Consider the following 17,495-nt stretch of genomic DNA (forward strand, 5'->3'; position numbering starts at 1 on the left):
GGTGCCGAGCGAGTGCCAGCCGTACCCGACGTTCTGCCAGAGCTGCCCGACGCTCGTGCTGAGGGGCAGCAGGCCGCCGCCGGTCAGCGCCGGTGAGCCGAGCAGGGGTAGAGCGTGACGACGCTCAGGACGGCCGCGGCCAGCACGACCCAGATCCCGCCGTCGCCGAGGAACGACGCCCGCGCGATCGGGGCGTCCTCCACCCGGGCGAGTTCGACGTCGCGCGAGGTGGTGCGGTGCTCGTGCACCCGACGCCAGCTGACCCGGAGCGGTTCGACGGCGGCCCAACCGAGCTTCTTCGTGCGGGCGAGGTTCCTGCGCGCGCGACCGGTGCCTCCGCCGAAGGCCACCGCGAACGCCGCGGCGAGCTCGGGGACGACGGCCGCGGGGTGCTTGGCGACGAGGTGGCCGATCGCCCGGCCGAGTGCGAAGGGGACGAGGGTGAGCCAGTGCAGCCAGAGCAGTCCGAGCGGCGCGTAGGTCATCCGGCGGTGCAGCTGCGCCTGCCGGTGCATGCGGACGCGGCGGGCCTCGGACACGCGCTTGCGGCCGAACTCCTCGACCGGACCGGCGGTGGTGACCTTCGCCTCGGGGACCACTGCGACGCGGTGCCCGGCCAGGCGGACCCGGACGCAGAAGTCGAGGGCGGCGTCGACGTCGGGCAGCGCCGGGTCGAAGCCGGCGAGCTCGGTCCACACCGAGCGGCGAACGAGCATGCCACCGGCGGCGACGCCGAGCACGTCGGTGTGCCGGTCGTGCTGGCCCTGGTCGAGCTCGTCCTGCACGAGACCGATCGAGCGGCCGAAGCGCGTCATGCTCTCGCCGAACGCGCGGATGAGCGAGGGGTCCTCGTCGGCGACGAGCTTCGGACCGGCTACGACCACGGACGGTGCGATCTCGACGGCGGAGAGCAGGTCGGCGAGCGCAGTCGGCGACGGCGCGTTGTCGTGCCCGAGCAGCCACAGCCACTCGTCGACGGGCTCGTCCACGACGGCGGGCGGCGCCTCGCGCTCCCCGCGGGCGACGGCTTCGCCGAAGGGGCGTCCGGCCGGCAGGCGCAGGAGCTCGGCGGACCCGCCGAAGGACAGGCCGGCGGTGGAGCCGTCGGTCGATCCGACGTCGACGACCACCAGGTTCTCGGGGTGGCGGGTCTGGGCCGCGAGTGCGTCCAGGGTCCGGTCGAGGTGGGCCGCTCCGTTGGCGGCGACGAGGATCGCGGTGACTCTGGGCTGCATGACGGGCGTCACTCTACGGTCTGGAGGCACGGCGTCCGCTGCGGACGGCGGCGCGCCGTGAACCTGCGCGGCCGAACGGGCACTGCGCGCCAGCGCCGTGTGAGGGCGCGCCGAGGAGCCTGCGACGAGGTTTCATGGGTCGCACGGTGTGCGCCGGACGCGCACCGTGCCTCCCGGCAGACGGGGTGCGCTCCTACGCCCGCTTCCTGAGCTTGCGGCGCTCGCGCTCGGACAGGCCGCCCCAGATGCCGAAGCGTTCGTCGTTCTCGAGTGCGTACTCGAGGCACTGCGCGCGGACCTCGCACGACGTGCAGATCTTCTTCGCTTCGCGCGTGGAGCCGCCCTTCTCGGGGAAGAACGCCTCCGGGTCGGTCTGTGCGCACAACGAGTCGACCTGCCACGCGAGCGGGTTCTCCTCGTCGTCCGTCTCCGGCCGTCGAACACCCGGGACGCCGAGCGCCACGGGGTCGACGTGCCAGTCCTCCGGAACTCCGGCGTGGAAGTCGGAACCGTTCACCCTGATCACCCCTGACGTCTCGATAACGGGACCACAACGATTGAAGTCGTTGCCTGTAATTACAGCGGTGTCATTCGTCTGAGTCAAGTCGCGGATCATAGAAGGCACTGACCGCTTCGGCGTGTCATGTCCCCCGTCTGGGCGTGTCGCGCCCGGTCTGTCGGGGTTTCGGGGGACAACTGACACGTCCTCAGCCGCTACGAGGCGCTGCGGCGGGCCTCCCACGCACTCGTGACCATCTCGTCCAGGGTGTGGCGCATCGCCCAGTCGAGGTCGCGCGTGGCGGCCTCGCCGGTGGCCACGATGCGCGCCGGGTCACCGGGGCGGCGCGGCGCGATCTCCGGGTCGAAGGCGATCCCGGTGCCCTTCGCCATGGCGTCCATGATCTGCCGGACGCTCACACCGTCGCCGCTGCCGAGGTTGTACGCCTGCTCGAGCGGCTCCCCGCCTCGAGCTTCTGCGCCGCGACGGCGTGCGAGTGCGCGAGGTCGGCGACGTGGATGTAGTCGCGGACGCAGGTGCCGTCCTCGGTGGCGTAGTCGTCGCCGTTGATGCGTGGAGTTCGGCCGGCCAGCAGTGCGTCGAACACGAGCGGGAACAGGTTGTGCGGGCTGGCGTCGTACAGGTCGGGCTCACCCGACCCGACGACGTTGAAGTAGCGGAGCGAGGTCGTCGTGAAGCCGGCGGCGACCTCCATGTCGCGCAGCAGCCACTCGCCGATGAGCTTCGACTCGCCGTACGGAGACTCGGGCGCCTTCGGGGTCGACTCCACGACGACGTCGACGTCCGGGGTGCCGTACACCGCGGCGCTCGACGAGAAGACGGCCTTCGTGACGCCGTTCTCGGCCATCGCACGGAGCAGCGTGGCCATGCCGGTGACGTTCTGCTCGTAGGTGTGCAGCGGACGCTCGACCGAGACGCCGGCGTACTTGAAGCCCGCGACGTGCACCACGCCGGTGACGTCGTGCTCCCGCAGGGTGCGGGCGACCAGCTCGCCGTCCAGGATCGTGCCCTCGACGAACGGCACGTCGTCCGGCACGAACGCGCGGAAACCGCTCGAGAGGTCGTCGAACGCGACCGTGTCGATGCCGGCCGAGCGCAGTGCTCGGACGACGTGGGACCCGATGTACCCGGCACCGCCGGTGACCAGCCAACTCATGGTCGCCACGCTAGCGGACGGACGAGACGCCCCGGCGGCGGCGTGCGGGACCGCGCCAGCGCGTGCGGCTCCGCGCTACCGACCGGTGGCGATGAAGACCGTCGACGTGACGCCGTTCGACGAGTCGGCCTCGACGGTCACGTCGCCCTCGTCGGGGGTGATGAAGCACGACTCGCCCTTGCGCAGCAGGGTCGCCGACTGCGCACCGACGAGCGTGACGACGCCCTCGGTGCAGATCGCGATCGACGGTCCCGACAGCGGCGCGACCCTCCGGTGCTCAACCCGACCGGTCGCCCGTCGCCGGTCACCCGCAGGAGCGCGAAGCCGACACCGGCCGGGGCGAACCGGTCGACACCGGGAGCGACCCGTTCGGGCTCGAGGACCGGCGCCGGGTACGCGGTGAAGTCGAGGACGTGCAACAGCTCCGGCACGTCGACGTGCTTCGGCGTCAGCCCGCCGCGCAGCACGTTGTCCGACGGTGCCATCAGCTCGATGCCGAGGCCGTCCAGGTAGGCGTGGATGTTGCCGGCGGGCAGGTACATCGCCTGTCCCGCGGCGAGCGTCACCCGGTGCATGAGCAGGGAGACCACGATGCCGGGGTCGCCCGGCCAGCTCGTCGCCAGGTCGCGGACCGTCGCGGTGTTCGGCGTGAGCAGGTCGTCGTCGAGTGCCACCGCGAGGTCGCTCGCCGCCTGCACGACGGCGAGCACGGACGCGTCGGCCGTCTCGAGCCAGCGCACGGTGTCCTCGAGACCGTGCTGCAGGTGCACCTCGAGCGGGCCGAGCCGACCGCTGCCGGCATCGAGCACGCGGACCTCGGCCAGGGTCTCCTCGACGGGGCGGAAGCCGCTCAGGGCCTCGAACCGCTCGCTCAGGGCGACGACGAGCTCGGGCTTCGGGAACGGGTCCTTGTAGTTGCGCGCCGGGTCGTCGATCGCGATGCCCTCGCGCTCCTCGCGCGCGAACCCGGCCTCGGCCTGCTCCGGTGTCGGGTGCGCCTGCAGCGAGAGGGCGCCGCCGCCGCGAGCACCTTCAGCAGGAACGGCAGCCCGGTGCGGTCAGCGCCCAGGGCGTCCTGCGGCTCCGCCTCGATCCAGTCGCGCAGGGTGTCGGCGCCGCCGACCATCGCCGGGTTGACGACCACGCTCGGGCTGCCGGCGTGCGCACCGAGCCAGAGCTCGGCCTGCGGGGCGCCGGTGACGGTGCGCCCGAGGAGCTCCGGGATCGCGGTGACCGAGCCCCAGGCGTAGTCGCGGGGGTGTTCGTGATGCCGAGGAACATGGGCCAGAGCCTACCGGCGCGACGCGCGACACTAGAATCTCCGCGATGTCTGCACGCACGGTGGAGTCGCCGACCCGAGGGTCCCTCCGCACCTCCTCCCCCGCACGACCGACCCGACCCGATGGGACATCCAGGGCCTCCGCGCGTTCGCGGTGCTCGCCGTCGTGCTCTACCACCTCTGGCCGAGCAGGCTCCCCGGTGGGTTCGTCGGGGTGGACGTGTTCTTCGTCATCTCCGGCTTCCTCATCACAGGTCACCTGCTGCGCGAGCTGACCGCCACCGGACGGATCGGTCTCGCCGGCTTCTGGGCCCGACGTGCGAAGCGACTGCTCCCCGGGGCGTTCCTGACGATCGCCGCGACGGGGACCGCCGTGCTGATCTGGGTGCCCAGCGCACTGTGGGGCCAGTACGGACGCGAGCTCATCGCCTCGACGGTCTACGTGCAGAACTGGCAGCTGGCCGCCGACTCGGTGGACTACCTGGCGCAGGGCAACCAGGCGTCCCCGTTCCAGCACTTCTGGTCGCTGTCCGTCGAGGAGCAGTTCTACATCGTCCTCCCGCTGCTGCTGCTCGCCGCCCTGTGGAGCGCCCGCCGTCTCCGCCGTGGCGGGGCCTCCCCGGTCGTGGTCGCGCAGGTGCTCCTCGGCGCCGTGGTGGTGCTGTCCCTGGCGTGGAGCGTCGTCCAGACCGAGACCGCATCCGGGGTCGCCTACTTCTCGACGGCGACCCGGGCGTGGGAGTTCGCGCTCGGCGGTCTGGCCGCGATGATCCCGCTGGCCGCGCCCCGCACCGGCCCGGCCCGGTCCCTCCGGGTCGTCGGCGCGTGGCTCGGCGCTGCCGGCCTTGTGACGTCGCTGTTCGTGATCACGGCGGCGACCCCGTTCCCCGGCATCGCGGCCGCGCTCCCCGTCGTGTCCGCCACGCTGGTCGTGCTGTTCGGCGGCCACTCCGGGTTGCAGCGGATCGGACGGATCACCCCGATCGGGTTCCTGGGGCGCATCTCCTACGCCGTGTACCTGTGGCACTGGCCCGCCGTCGTCCTGCTGCCGATCGTGCTCCGGCACGAGCTCACGACCAAGGACAAGGTCGCGATCTTCGTCGGCGCGGTGGTCGTCGCCTCGGTCACGACGCTGTGCATCGAGGAGCCCCTCCGCTTCTCCGGCTGGGTGCGCGCACTCCGCCCGCGCCGGGTCGCTCTGTACGGCGCCCTCAGCACCGTGCTCGTCGTCGCGCTCGGCGCCGCGTCCCTCACCGCGCTCCACGTGCAGCAGGTGCAGGCGGCCGAGTTCCAGCAGCGTCTGAGCACCGGGGACGTCCGGTGCTTCGGTGCCGCCGCACTGATCTCGTCGGCCGACCCCTGTGTCAACCCCGCCCTCGCGGACGTCCGGGTGCCGGCCGCCTCGAACGCCCTCGACGACGACTCGAACCGGCCGGCGTGCTGGTCGAACGACTCGAGCGCGTTCAACGTCTGCGCCCTCGGTCCGAAGACCGGGTACACGGAACACCTGATCGCGATCGGCGATTCGCACAACAACGTCTTCGTGGACACCTACGAGAAGATCGCGAAGGCCCGGAACTGGCGCATCGACGTCGCAGGGCACCAGAGCTGCTACCTCACCACCGCGGTGCAGAAGGCGAACACGGAGAAGCAGGTCGACGACTGCGCCGCCTGGAAGCAGAACGCGATGGCGTACCTCCGCTCGCACGGCGACCTGGACGGCGTGATCGTCACGCACTCGACCGGCAACGGACCCGTCGTGCCCGCCGCGGGACAGTCGGACGCCGATGCCGTCGTCGACGGCATGGTGGCGGCCTGGCAGGCTCCGGCCGACGCCGGCATCCCGATCCTGGCCCTCCGCGACAACCCGACGGCACGCCCGGACGTGGTGGCCTGCGTCGGCCAGATGTCCGGTCCCACGACGAGCGAGTGCGACTCGAGTCGCTCGGTGGGCTTCAGCCTGTTCGAGGGCTCGGAGCAGGCGGCGGCCCGGATGCCCGGGAAGGCGCGCGTGATCGACCTGTCGCGCTACTACTGCACCGACACGATCTGCCCGGCGGTCATCGGCGGGGTGCTCGTGCACCGGGACCGCACCCACCTGACGAACACCTTCGCGACGACCCTGGCGCCGTACCTCGGCGACGAGATCGCCAGCACGCTCGCGGCCTTCCGGGAGTAGCGGCCGCCGATGAGCACGTACCCTGGCGTCGTGACGAACACCTGGCCGCTGTCGCGCGGGACCGTACCCGAGCGCGAGGCGTTCGCGTTCGGTGCGACGCTCCTCTTCGTCCTGTTCGCCGGGGACGCCTTCCCCAACACCCTGACCTGGTTCGGCGCAGCGGCGGTCTGGGCACTCGTCGCCGCGTGGGGCGTCACGATCCTGGTCCGCGCGAAGCCGCCGCTCGTCCGGACACCGTGGGCGCTCTGGTTCTTCCTCGCCTGGTGCCTGGTGTCGGTCGTCTGGTCGCACTGGCGCCCGGCGACGCTGGCGAGCATGGCCGCGCAGGTGATCTGTGCCGCGATGGCGTTGGCGGTCGCGTCGACCCTGACCTGGCGTCGCATCCTCGACGCGATGAGCCTTGCCTTCCGCTGGGTGGTGATGGGCTCGCTCCTGTTCGAGGCCGTGGTGGCGGTCGTCGTGCGGCACCCGATCGTGCCGGTCTGGACGGACTACGGCGACCGGGACATCCCGGACGCGTTCTACTTCTCGCGCGCGGAGCTCCTGACCGGCGGTCGCATCCAGGGGCTGCCCGGCAACGCGAACCTGCTCGCGATGGTCGCGCTGCTCGCGGCGATCGCCGTGGCGGTGCAGTTCGCCGAGGGGCGGATGCGTCGCAACCGTGCCGTCGCCTGGCTGGTCGTCGTCGGCGCCGTCCTCGTGCTGACCCGCTCGTCGACCGTGCTCGCCGCCGCGGTCGTGGTGGCGGTCGTGCTCCTGGTCGCCCTCTGGATCCGGCGGGTCCCGACCGAACGTCGGACCCCGCGCTACCTGGTCGTGTTGGTCGGCGCGGTCGTCGCCGCAGGCGGAGCGTTCGTGGCGCGAGGGACGGTGTCGGAGCTGCTCGGCAAGGGCGCGGACGCGACGGGCCGCGGGGACATCTGGCAGCGCGTGCTCGAGCTGATCGGCCAGCATCCGGTCGTCGGCTGGGGCTGGATCGGGTACTGGTGGCCGGACATCCCGACGCTCGCCGACCTCGCGCACCGCAAGGGCGTGACGTACCTGCAGGCGCACGACGCGTACCTCGACGTGTGGATGCAGACCGGCATCATCGGGCTCGTCCTGTTCGCGCTGTACGTCGTCACCACGCTGGACCGCTCGTGGTCGTCGGCCACCCGGATCGGGTACGACGCCACGCAGTCGCCCCGGCCGTTCGACCCGGTGTCGCTCCTGCCGTTGCTCGTCGTCGTCGCCCTCGTCGTGCAGTCCGTCGCCGAGTCACGCCTGCTGTACCAGGGCAACTGGGTGTTGTTCGCCCTGGTCGCGATCAAGACCCGGATCGTCCTGGTCGGCGAGGAGCCGCTCTCCGCCGGCGACGGCCCTCGCACTCCGTCCGCACGACGCGAGTTCCGGCTGCCGACCGTGCGCTGACGCCTGCTGTCAGTGCTCGAGCAACCGGGCGCACGGCACCTGCGCGGACCACGGCACCTTGCGGATCGCAACGCTCCGTGTCGGGTCCCCTGCGCACGCCTCGATCGCGGCGGGCACCTGCGTCGCCCACACCGGGCCGTCGCTGCGCCGCGTCGGGCCGGGTGCGACGTTGCCCAGCGTCGCGACGACCACGACCGCGACCACGCACCAACCGGCCAGTGCCCGCGCGGAGCGAGCTGGGCCTCCTGACCGGGGTCCACCGTGCGCCGGCCGTGCGCCGTCCCCCGCGCCGTCGGTCGCGCCGCGCCCCGGACCGAGCAGGACGCTCGCTGCGACCACCGCCGCGGCGAGCAGGAGCAGCCCGGAGGCCGCCGCGTACCGCAGTGGCGGCACGGCGGCCAGCCCCTGCGTGGGGTGTGCCCACGCCTGCACCTCGCCGGCGTTGGCGACGAGCGCCGCCCACCAGACGCCACCGGAGGCCACCGCGAGCACCAGGACCGTCCAGCGTGCACGCCAGGACCCGACCACGACCGCGGCGACCAGCGCCGCGGCGACCAGGAGCACGGGGACGAGCACGACGCCCCAGCCGTGCGTGACGACGACCCGAACGACCGCGCCGACGTCCGGCGACCAGATGCCCGCGACCGGCTGCAGCAGCCACCCGGCGACCACGTCGGCGAACCCCGTGGCCTCCGGGGCGCGCGACCGCTGGTCGGTGACGGCGGTGACGATCTGCGCAGCGCCGCCCGCGAGGGCGACGAGCGTCACCGGGACGGCGCGGGGCCACGCCCGGACGCCGGACGCGTCGCGCAGCGGGAACCACGCGAGGAGCAGCATCGGCAGGAACAGCACGGTCTGCAGCTCCGTGAGGACGACGAAGCCGGTCAGGACGGCCACGACGCCCGACGCCCACCACGACCGCGCCCGGTGCGCGAACAACCAGGGGCATGCGAACAACAGGAACCAGTGCAGGTTCGCGACGTTCCCGCTGATCTCGTGGGGCGCGAGCGGCAGCAGGGCCGGCACCGCGGCGAGCAGTGCCCGGAGCGGCCACTGCGGCACGACGTCGCGCGCGAGCAGGAACACCGTGAGGGCCACCGCGCCGACCACCAGGCACGCAGCGGCGGACAGCGCACGCGCGTACTCCTCGACGGGCAGTGCCCACGCGGCGTCGACGAGCAGGCGCGGCACGAGGTGCAGGTACCCGGCGTAGGGGTGCAGGAGGGAGTCCACGGGCCCGAGCGCGAGCCGCTCGCGCAGGAAGACGCCGCCGTCCTCCGCCCACGCGGTGCCGCGCGTCACCGGGCCGAGACGCCACCAGGCGAGCGACGTCGTCGCCAGGCCGACGAGGACCGCCGCAGCCGCCGCACGGAGCGTGCCGGAACGGCGGAGGGTCGTGGTCACGGCACGCTGCATCGTGCGACGACGCTAGTCGAGTCATCGCGTATCAGCCATATCGACGCTCCGCGATGACCCCGCGTCGAGGTCCGTGCACCAAGATGGACTCGTGACCGATGGACGGCTGACGCACCACGTGCTCGCGCGCCGCTACCTCTCCGCCTGGATCGGGTTCTCCGCCGGCGGGCGGTTCAGCCAGGCCCTCGCCACGGTCATCGTCCTGTTCGCGTTCGGGCAGCCGACGGTGGGGGCCCTGGTCGGGCGTGCCGGCGTCTGGGCGGTGCTCGTCAGCCTGTTCGTCCTGGCCGGTCTGAGCCTGCTCGGGCAGCGCTACCGGATCGAGTGGCACGGTGTCCTGCCGCTCTCGCTCCTGGCGTTCGTCGGGTACTGCGCGCTCAGCGTCCTGTGGAGCGAGTACTCCTGGGTGGCGCTCCGCGGGTTCGTCGCCACCGTGTGCTTCACCGGCCTCGGCCTGTACCTGGCGCTCGGCCGCGACCTCGTGCAGCTCATCCGCGCATCCGGTGACGCCTTCCGCATCCTGCTCGTCGCCGCGCTCGGCCTCGAGGTCCTCTCCGGCCTGGTCCTCGACCTGCCGATCCCCGCGTTCGGCATCCAGGGCAACATCGCGTACGGCGGTCCGATCCAGGGCATCGGCGGCACCCGCAACTTCATGGGCTTCATCGCGGCGATGGCACTCGTCACCTTCGTCGTCGAGTTCCTGACCCGGTCGGTGACGCGGTGGCGCGCGATCGGCTCCACCGCCCTCGCCGTCATCGCGCTCATGCTCGTGCAGTCCCCCATCACCGGCCTCGCGATGATCGCCCTCGCCGTGACCGCACTCGCCCTGTGGTCCCTCCGGCACGCCCGACCGACGACGCGGCCGGTGGTGAACGGCGTGCTCGGTGGGACGGTGCTCCTGATGCTCGTGGTGGGCGTGCTCGCCCGGCACCGCGTGCTGGCGGAGATCGGGGCAGCCGGCGGGACGGCAACCCGCCTGGACCTGTGGTCGCAGATCCGCGTGTTCGTCGGGCAGTTCCCGATCCAGGGGTGGGGGTGGGTCGGGACGTGGCCGCACGAGGCCGTGGTCCCGTACGTGACCTTCATCGACCCCGCCGGGCACCGGTTCACCTCGGGGCTGAACGCGTTCATCGATGCCTGGCTGCAGATCGGGCTCGCCGGCACGATCCTGCTGGGCGTGACGGCGCTGCTCGCCTTCGCCCGCGCCTGGGTGACGGCGACGACGTTCCCCGGCGTGGCCTACGTGTGGCCCGCCGCGGTCCTGGTGCTCCTGGCGGTCACGAGCACGGCCGAGAGCTACCTGCTGCACGGCGCCGGGCTGATGGTCTTCGTGGCCGTGCTGGTGATCGCCGCGCGACGTCGGTCGTGGCGGCGGCACCTGCCGCGCGGCTGAGTCCGCGCGGCGTGTGTCCATCGGCACACCGCACCCGTGTGCCCTCCCCGGAGTTGCACCGTGCACCTAGACTGCCGGAGACCGTCAGGGGGACGGTCCACGAAGTTGGGAACCACCACATGCGTCTGCACCGTCGCCTCGCACTCGCCCTGACCACCGCGCTCGTCGCCACCGCCGTCGCCGTGGTCGTCCCGGTCTCGACCGCACAGGCCGCGGCACCGACGACCGGTCGGTACACGCCGATCGACACGACCAGGGTCTGGTCGGGTGGGCTCACGACGACGCCGAAGGTCGTCCGGATCGCCGGGAACGCCGGGGTCCCCGCGAACGCCACGGCCGTCGTCGTCAACGTCGAGGTCGCGAAGCCGACCGCCGCCGGGTACGTGCGCGTGACCCCCGCCGGCAAGGACGCCACCGTCGCGACGCAGGACTTCGCCGCCGGGCAGACGATCGCCAACCTGGTGACCGTGCGGCTGGTGAACGGATCGATCCAGGCGAGAGCTGTCCGCCGGCACCGCGAACGGCTACTTCGACGTCGCCGGCTACTACGCCGACGGCTCCGGCGCGACGTACACCCCGCTCGACGCGGCGCGGGTGTTCAGCGGCACCGTCGGCACGACACCGGTTCCGGTCCCCCTCGCCGGCCTCGCCGGCGTCCCCACGGACGCCACGGCCGTCGCCGTCAACGTCGAGGTGAGCGGCCCCACGGCGGCGGGCTACGTCCGGGTGACGCCCGCCGGCCAGGACCCGCAGGTCGTCACGCAGTTGTACTCGGCGGGGCAGTCGCTGTCGAACCTCGCCATCGTCAAGCTCGTCGACGGTGCCGCGCAGGTCAAGCTCTCGAAGGGCACCGGCACGGTCTACATGGACGTCGCCGGGTACTACTCGAACGCGTCGACCGGCTCGGTGTTCGTGCCGATCGACACCACCCGCGCCTTCGCCGGTGCCGTGTCGACGACCGCCGGCACCATCCGGCTCTCCGGCACAGCCGGCGTCCCGGGCACGGCGACAGCGGTCGTCGCGAACGCCGAGGTCACCAAGCCGACGACCGACGCCTACCTGCGCGTCACCCCGGCCGGCCAGGACCCGCAGGTCGCGACCCAGCTCTTCGGTGCCGGGTCGCCCGTCGCGAACCTCGTGATGGCCAAGGTCACCGGGTCGAGCACCGACCGCCGGGTGCAGGCGAAGGTCTCGAGGGGCTCGGCGCAGCTGCACCTCGACGTCGCCGGCTACTTCCTGGACGGCTCGAGCGGCACCGGGTTCGGTGCCGACGTGTCCTGGCCGCAAGGGGGCTCGTCGTCGAACTACCCGGTGGGGCAGGCCTTCGGCATCGTCGGTGTGAACCACGGTCTCGCGAACAACACCAACGACTTCCTCGCGCAACAACTCGCGTGGGCCGGTGGCTCGGTGGGCGGCACGTCGCAGCCGAAGACGCAGCTGTACGTCAACACCGCCAACCCGGGTCAGTACTTCAAGGACCACCCGTCGAACTCCCGCGCCTCGTGGCCGACGAACAACGTCGACCCGAGCGGCGCGACGGCGCGGAATCCGTACGGCACCTGCGTGCCGGGCGACGCTGCGCTCACATCCACCCAGTGCTCGTGGATGTACGGCTGGAACCGCGCCTACGACGATGCGCAGAGTCGAGGCGTCGCATCGCCCGGCTCCTACCGGTGGTGGCTCGATGCCGAGACCGACGGCTCGTGGCAGAAGACGGCGGCGCTCAACCGCGCGACCCTCGAGGGCATGACCGCGTACTTCGTGAGCATCGGCGCGACCGCCGGTGTCTACTCGTCGCCGTCCGAGTGGAGCACGCTCTTCGGCACCGTACCGAGCAGCAGCACGCTCTACCGACTGCCGAGCTGGATCGCCGTCGGCGCGGACGGCGTCGCAGCCGCCCAGAAGGCCTGCTCGGCCGGTGGCCTCACGGCCGGCAGCCAGGTGCGGATGGCCCAGTACGTCGTCGGGAACCAGGACTACGACGTCAGCTGCGTCTGAGACGCGACCGGTGACGGACAGGAGGCGCGGTGCCAGCTGGCACCGCGCCTCCTGTCCGTCGCACCGGATGCGTCAGCGACGCGAGCCGCGACGGCGACCGAACCGACGCTGCAGTCCCCACCCGGTGACGCGGACCACGGCCTCGATGACGACGGGGCGGCTCATCTTCGAGGTCCCGTGCACGCGGTCCCGGAAGCGGATCGGCACCTCGACGATCCGGCCGCCCAGTCGGCGACCCGCAGCGTCATGTCGACCTGGAAGCAGTAGCCGTTCGAGTCGACCGAGCCGAGGTCCATCCGCGCGACCGTGGCCGCTCGGTAGGCGCGGAACCCCGCCGTGACGTCACGCACGTCGACCCCGAGCACGATCCGCGCGTCGGCGTTCGCACCGCGGCTCAACGCCAGGCGCCGCAGCGGCCAGTCGACCACCGATCCGCCCGGCACCCACCGCGAGCCGATCGCCAGCGCGACCGTCTCGTCGGCACGGACCGCGTCGAGCAGCGCCGGGAGCCGGTCGGCGGGGTGCGACCCGTCGGCGTCCATCTCGACCAGGACCGGGTACCCGCGCTGGAGACCCCAGCGGAACCCGGCCACGTACGCGGTGCCGAGACCGAGACCGAGACCGAGCTTGCCGCTGCGCTCGAGCAGGTGCACGCGCGCGTCGGCACCGGCGACGCCGCGGACGACGTTAGCGGTGCCGTTCGGGACTGCCGTCGTCGACCACCAGGACGTGCTCGGTCGGCACCGCGCCGAGCACGGCCGCGATCACGGCACGGACGTTCTCGGCCTCGTCGTACGTCGGGATGACGACGAGGGCCGCGGCGTCCGCAGCGGTCACCGGTTCTGCAGGCGGCGCTTGATCTTGCCCGCGACACTGCGCGGGCCCTCGGTGCGGAAGTAGTGCACCGCGCGGCCGACGTCGTACCGGACACCCGAGAGCTTCTTGCGCTCCGGCACGCGGACGCGCATCTGGTGCGCCTCGACCACGGCGACCGTGTCCCGCACCGACTTGTCGGCGGCGCGGACGGGGTTCCGGCAGAAGTCGACGAGCGGCGCCAGCACGTTCTCCCACGTGAACTGCTCACGGATGCGGTCGACGTTGCCGATGAACTCGGCGCGCGCCTTCTTGTCGAAGAGCGCCGTCTCGAGGGCGTCGGCGAGGCTGTCGACGTCCTGCTCGTGCACGGCGACACCGAGCTTCTCGGCAGCGACGAGGTCGCCGAAGGAGTCGCCGGCGGTCGTCACGATGGGCAGGCGTGCCCACAGGTAGTCGAGGATCCGGGTGCGGAACGAGAACGTCGTCTCGAGGTGCTCGTAGTGCGTCGAGACGCCGGCGTCGGCCTCGAGCAGGTAGGCGCCGCGCTCCTCGTACGGGATCCAGGCGTCGTTGAAGAACACGTTCTTGCCGGTGAGTCCGAGGGCGTCCGCTTCGGCGCGCACCTTGGCGACGATGTCCATCTCGGGGACGTCGGGGTTCGGGTGCTGCACGCCCATGAAGAACAGCTTGACGTTCGGCTTCCGCTCGGCGAGCTGACCGATCGAGCGCACGAGGGTGATCGGGTCGAACCAGTCGTAGATGCCGCCGCCCCAGACGACGAGCTTGTCGTTCTTACCGATGCCCGGCACGACGCCCTTGACCCGCGGCTGGTCGTGGACCGGCGGGGTCGAGGACAGGCCGAACGGCACGACGCCGATGAGCGAGCGCAGATCGGGGTCGCGCGAGTAGGTCCGGGCGTTCACCCGGCCGGAGCCCGCGAGCTGCCCGAGCCAGAACATCCGCTGGCGCTCGGACGCGCAGATGAAGTAGTCGCCGAGCTCGAGCTGGTGGTTCAGGGTGTCCGAGGCGTCGAGGATCTGCCGGTTCCACTGGTCGACGTCGTCGCTGCGGCCCTGCTCGAGCTGCTCGAGGTGCAGCGGGTCGTAGACGTCGACCACGAGGATCTTGCGGGTCGACTCGAGGACCGGGAACAGCCGCAGCGCGTGCCCCTGGACGATGATGACGTCGGCCCAGGCCTCGTGCTCGACCATCTGCCGCGGGTGGCGGTGCGGGACCGTGACGACGTCGTACGACGGGTCGATCGGTGACGAGCGGGTCAGGCTGATGACCCGCACGTCGTGTTCGTTCGCCAGCTGCTTCGCCATCTGCGTGGCGCGGATCGCCGGGCCGGCCATCTTCTCGCCGATGGAGTCCCCGGTGATGATGAGGATGCGACGACGGGTGCCGACGTCGAGCACGCCGAGGGAGTGCACGATCTTGTCGTAGCCGGCCAGGTAGTTCTCGATCGGGTACGCGGGCTCGTCGCGGTTGCCGAACAGGCGGAGGAGCTCGCGGTCGCTGCGGACCCGGCTCGCCTGGATCTCGCGGCGCGACTCGGTCATCGACGGCAGCTGCTCGACGAACTGGTCGACGCCGTAGATGCCGGCCATGCTCGTCTTCGGGACCGGGATGGTCGGGACGCTGTCGTCGCCGGGGTTCCGCAGGTCGAGCGACGTGGAGTCGAGCTCGCCGCGGCCCACGGCTCGGCGGACCGCGAGCGCCAGCGACCCGGGCAGGGCCGCGGCGAGCTGCTCGTCGCCGAGGTTCTTGTAGAGCGTGAAGAGGGCGTTGCGCTCGAGCAGGTAGGTCTCACGGAAGTCGCCGAACTTGTTCATCGACGCGTGGTGCTTGTGGAACGCCACCGACTTCGGCTGGTACCGGAAACGCCAGCCGAGCAGGTTGAGGCGCCACCCGAGGTCGACGTCCTCGTAGAACATGAAGTAGCGGTCGTCGAAGCCACCCAGTTGCTCGAAGAGCTCGGCGCGGATGAACATCGCGGCGCCGGTGCCGAACAGGACGTCGGTCTCGCTCTCCCACCGGCCGGTGTCCGGCGATCCGGCGAACGGCTTGTACCCCATGCCGTACCAGGTCATCGCGGCCTCGGTGAAGTCGATGTTCACGCCCTCCCAGTCGAGGACCTTCGACGCCACGGCACCGATGTCGGCGCCGGACGCGAACGTGGCCATCGCCTCGCGCACCCAGCCGGTGTCCGGGCGGGCGTCGTTGTTCAGGAACGCCACGATCTCGCCCGAGGAGTGCTCGACGCCCAGGTTGCAGCCGCCGGTGAAGCCGAGGTTCTGGCCGGAGTCGACGAAGGTGAAGTCGAGGTCGGAGGCCTTCAACCGCCCGACGTGCTCAGCGCCGGAGCCGTTGTCGACGACGATCACCTCGAGCCGGTCCTGCGGCCAATCCTGCTTGCGGAGCTCGGCGATGCTCGTCAGTGTGTCGTCCGTGCCCTTGTAGTTCACGAGGACGACGGACACGACTCCTGGCTTGCGCTCTGTCACGGCGAGTTCCTCCAGTTGCTGCCGCGCCTGTGGCACGGTTCGGTGATCCGGCCGTCGGGGATGCCCGGCAGCCGACAACACCCTACAAGGCGCAGCACGGCGCTCGGCCGAGGCGGGCTACGCTTCGGGCACAATGGCACGGTGATGCACCCCGCGATCCCGTCCTCCCCGTCCCGTCCCCCCTGGCCGCCGAGTACGCGGCGATCGCCCGTGGCGACCACGCGTCGGGGACGAGGGGGACGATCCGCTTCGCGGTGTCGACCGACGACACCACCGAGGGCAAGGGCGACCTGTTCGTCGCGCTCGGGCTGGCCCGGGCGCTGCTGGCCGAGGGCTGGGGGTCGACCTCTGGCCGATCCACCGGTGGGCCGAGGACGTCCCCGAGGACACGGCGGTGCTCGTGAGCATGATCGAGTCGTTCGTCCCCGGACTCGTGCCGGCGCGGACCGCCACCGTGGCCTGGGTGCGGAACTGGACGGCGCAGTGGGCCAGCGCGCCGTACACCGCCGGGTTCGACGCGGTGTGGACGTCGTCGTCCATCGCGCGCGACGCACTCGCCCGGGTCGTGGACGTGCCGGTCGAGGTGGTCCCGATCGGCGTCGACCTGGACCTCTTCACCACCGACGCGGACGGGACGATGCCGCCGCGGACCGACCGCACCGTCACGACGGTCAACTTCTGGGGAGCGCGCCGCGGTGTGCAGGACGTGCTGCAGCAGGTCGCCCCGCCCGAGCCGATCGTCTGGTTCGCCGCGAACGTCGAGCACGTCGACGCTGCCCCCGGTGTGGAGCTCCGACCGGCGGTGTCGTACTTCGCGCTGCCCGAGGTCTACCGCGCTGCCGCGTTCGTCGTCGACGACGTCATCGCACCCGCCGCGGAGTTCGGCACGCTCAACTCGCGGCTCTACGAGTCGCTGGCGTGTGGGGCACTGCCCGTCACCTCGTGCGCCCTCGGCCTCGACGAACTCGGACTGGCCGACGTCCCCGTCTTCACCGACGCCCCGTCGCTGGAACGTGCGATCGCGATGCCGACCGCCGAACGGGACGCCCTGGTCGCACGGCTCCGCGCCGTCGTGCTGGCGCGGCACTCCTACGCGGCCCGCGCCGAGCAGGTCGGCCCGTCGCTCGACGCGGCGATCGCGCGCGCCGCGGCACGGACCGGTGCCGGCGATCCCCTGCTCCGCTGGGCCGCGCAGCAGCGCGAGGTGCTCCGCGCGACCGAGCAGGAGCGCGACGTGCACCGCGCGGGGGTCGAGGACATCAACCGGCGACTCATCGTGTCGGAAGAGGCGGTCGCCGTCCTCGACCGGGCACGCAAGGACGCCGAACGGGCGCAGCACGACGCCGAGGCCGAACGCGACGCGATCGCGACCCGGTACGACGCGCTGACGCACTCCGCCGAGTTCCGGGTCCTCGACCGCCTCGGCGGGGTCGCCCGCGCGCTCCGCCGACGCGCCTGACCACGCCGCACCGGCGCAGGGACCGGGCGCGCGCCCGAGACGGCGGCACGGACGGACAGGAGGCGCGGTGCCAGCTGGCACCTGGGCCCACGCCGGCCGGTCCCGGACCGACGCGCCAGCGGCGGAC

The 17,495-nt window shown here is 72.0% G+C and carries 11 protein-coding genes and 3 pseudogenes; 6 read left to right on the forward strand and 8 right to left on the reverse strand.

What is annotated here, in order from left to right:
- Nucleotides 1–83 precede the first annotated feature (83 nt).
- From JN350_RS14950 to JN350_RS21110, 5 genes and pseudogenes are all read right to left on the reverse strand, one after another.
- On the reverse strand, nt 84–1,235 hold the full coding sequence (locus JN350_RS14950; RefSeq protein ID WP_205462679.1) for a glycosyltransferase family 2 protein: 1,152 nt from the start codon (nt 1,233–1,235) through the stop codon (nt 84–86).
- A 193-nt stretch (nt 1,236–1,428) separates the two neighbouring features.
- Complete coding sequence (locus JN350_RS14955) at nt 1,429–1,761, reverse strand: WhiB family transcriptional regulator (RefSeq protein WP_374114433.1); 333 nt, start codon at nt 1,759–1,761, stop codon at nt 1,429–1,431.
- Between the two features lie 188 nt (nt 1,762–1,949).
- A pseudogene (galE, locus tag JN350_RS14960) lies at nt 1,950–2,911 on the reverse strand (UDP-glucose 4-epimerase GalE).
- A 137-nt stretch (nt 2,912–3,048) separates the two neighbouring features.
- Nucleotides 3,049–3,720 carry a cupin domain-containing protein gene (locus JN350_RS14965; protein WP_205462680.1) on the reverse strand — a complete coding sequence of 224 codons (672 nt, stop codon included), beginning with the start codon at nt 3,718–3,720 and terminating at the stop codon, nt 3,049–3,051.
- An 84-nt stretch (nt 3,721–3,804) separates the two neighbouring features.
- Nucleotides 3,805–4,199 (reverse strand): annotated as a pseudogene (locus tag JN350_RS21110) (type I phosphomannose isomerase catalytic subunit); the annotation flags it as partial.
- A 121-nt stretch (nt 4,200–4,320) separates the two neighbouring features.
- Between JN350_RS21110 and JN350_RS14975 the strand changes: the two are divergent.
- Entirely contained in the window at nt 4,321–6,369 is a 2,049-nt protein-coding gene (locus JN350_RS14975) for an acyltransferase family protein (RefSeq protein ID WP_275898045.1), read from the forward strand.
- Nucleotides 6,370–6,378: 9 nt separating this feature from the next.
- Entirely contained in the window at nt 6,379–7,779 is a 1,401-nt protein-coding gene (locus tag JN350_RS14980) for an O-antigen ligase family protein (RefSeq protein WP_205462682.1), read from the forward strand.
- 9 nt (nt 7,780–7,788) lie between these two features.
- Here JN350_RS14980 and JN350_RS14985 read toward each other — a convergent pair whose 3' ends face one another.
- Nucleotides 7,789–9,183 carry a hypothetical protein gene (locus JN350_RS14985; protein ID WP_205462683.1) on the reverse strand — a complete coding sequence of 465 codons (1,395 nt, stop codon included), beginning with the start codon at nt 9,181–9,183 and terminating at the stop codon, nt 7,789–7,791.
- A gap of 103 nt (nt 9,184–9,286) precedes the next feature.
- On the opposite strand from JN350_RS14985, the gene JN350_RS14990 reads away from it, so the two are divergent.
- Both JN350_RS14990 and JN350_RS14995 read left to right on the forward strand, forming a co-directional pair.
- Nucleotides 9,287–10,588, forward strand: a complete 1,302-nt coding sequence (locus JN350_RS14990; RefSeq protein WP_205462684.1) for an O-antigen ligase family protein — start codon at nt 9,287–9,289, stop codon at nt 10,586–10,588.
- Between the two features lie 594 nt (nt 10,589–11,182).
- Complete coding sequence (locus JN350_RS14995; protein ID WP_205462685.1) at nt 11,183–12,586, forward strand: glycoside hydrolase family 25 domain-containing protein; 1,404 nt, start codon at nt 11,183–11,185, stop codon at nt 12,584–12,586.
- 72 nt (nt 12,587–12,658) lie between these two features.
- Here JN350_RS14995 and JN350_RS15000 read toward each other — a convergent pair.
- A pseudogene (locus JN350_RS15000) lies at nt 12,659–13,423 on the reverse strand (polyprenol monophosphomannose synthase).
- The gene (locus JN350_RS15005) at nt 13,420–15,990 is read right to left on the reverse strand and encodes a glycosyltransferase (RefSeq protein WP_461963135.1); all 2,571 of its coding nucleotides are present in this window, start codon (nt 15,988–15,990) and stop codon (nt 13,420–13,422) included. The pseudogene JN350_RS15000 and the gene JN350_RS15005 overlap by 4 nt, the downstream one beginning before the upstream one ends.
- Before the next feature lie 173 nt (nt 15,991–16,163).
- Here JN350_RS15005 and JN350_RS15010 point away from each other — a divergent pair, with 173 nt between their 5' ends.
- The gene (locus JN350_RS15010) at nt 16,164–16,313 is read left to right on the forward strand and encodes a hypothetical protein (RefSeq protein WP_205462687.1); all 150 of its coding nucleotides are present in this window, start codon (nt 16,164–16,166) and stop codon (nt 16,311–16,313) included.
- Entirely contained in the window at nt 16,304–17,368 is a 1,065-nt protein-coding gene (locus JN350_RS15015; protein WP_205462688.1) for a glycosyltransferase family protein, read from the forward strand. Before JN350_RS15010 ends, JN350_RS15015 begins: the two co-directional genes overlap by 10 nt.
- The last annotated feature ends 127 nt before the right edge of the window (nt 17,369–17,495 follow it).

It is taken from the genome of Curtobacterium sp. 24E2 (genome assembly GCF_016925595.1).
Taxonomy (GTDB): domain Bacteria; phylum Actinomycetota; class Actinomycetes; order Actinomycetales; family Microbacteriaceae; genus Curtobacterium.

What these genes read in the sequence shown, in the direction of transcription:
- JN350_RS14950 (WP_205462679.1), bottom strand. Translation starts at nt 1,235, where the DNA reads ATGCAGCCCAGAGTCACCGCGATCCTCGTCGCCGCCAACGGAGCGGCC.
- JN350_RS14980 (WP_205462682.1), top strand. Translation starts at nt 6,379, where the DNA reads ATGAGCACGTACCCTGGCGTCGTGACGAACACCTGGCCGCTGTCGCGC.